Genomic DNA, 232 nt, shown 5'->3' with positions numbered 1-232 from the left:
GGTCCGTCCGGTCCGCAGGCAGGCGGTAAGCTCGCGACGCAATGCTCCTCGGCCTTGAATGAACCCTCCCCCGCGGGTGGCGGCATTGCGCCGCAGCTCGCGGGAAATGGTCGAGGCCGCTCGGCCCAGTTGGCGAGCGATCTCCCGCACGCCGAACCCCTGGGCTCGCCGCAGCGCGATCTCCTCCCGCTCCGCAAACTGCAAGTACCGTTCTGAAGGCAGCTTTGCCGAT

At 68.5% G+C, this 232-nt stretch carries 1 pseudogene; it reads right to left on the bottom strand.

Features of this window, described 5'->3' with window-relative positions:
• Window positions 1-66: 66 nt before the first annotated feature.
• Window positions 67-232: pseudogene (locus JJL56_RS31615) on the bottom strand (helix-turn-helix domain-containing protein); the annotation flags it as partial.

The organism is Azospirillum aestuarii (assembly GCF_016632405.1).
In the GTDB taxonomy this organism is placed as follows: Bacteria; Pseudomonadota; Alphaproteobacteria; order Azospirillales; family Azospirillaceae; genus Azospirillum; species Azospirillum aestuarii.
This window is presented reverse-complemented; position numbering and strand designations above follow the sequence as displayed.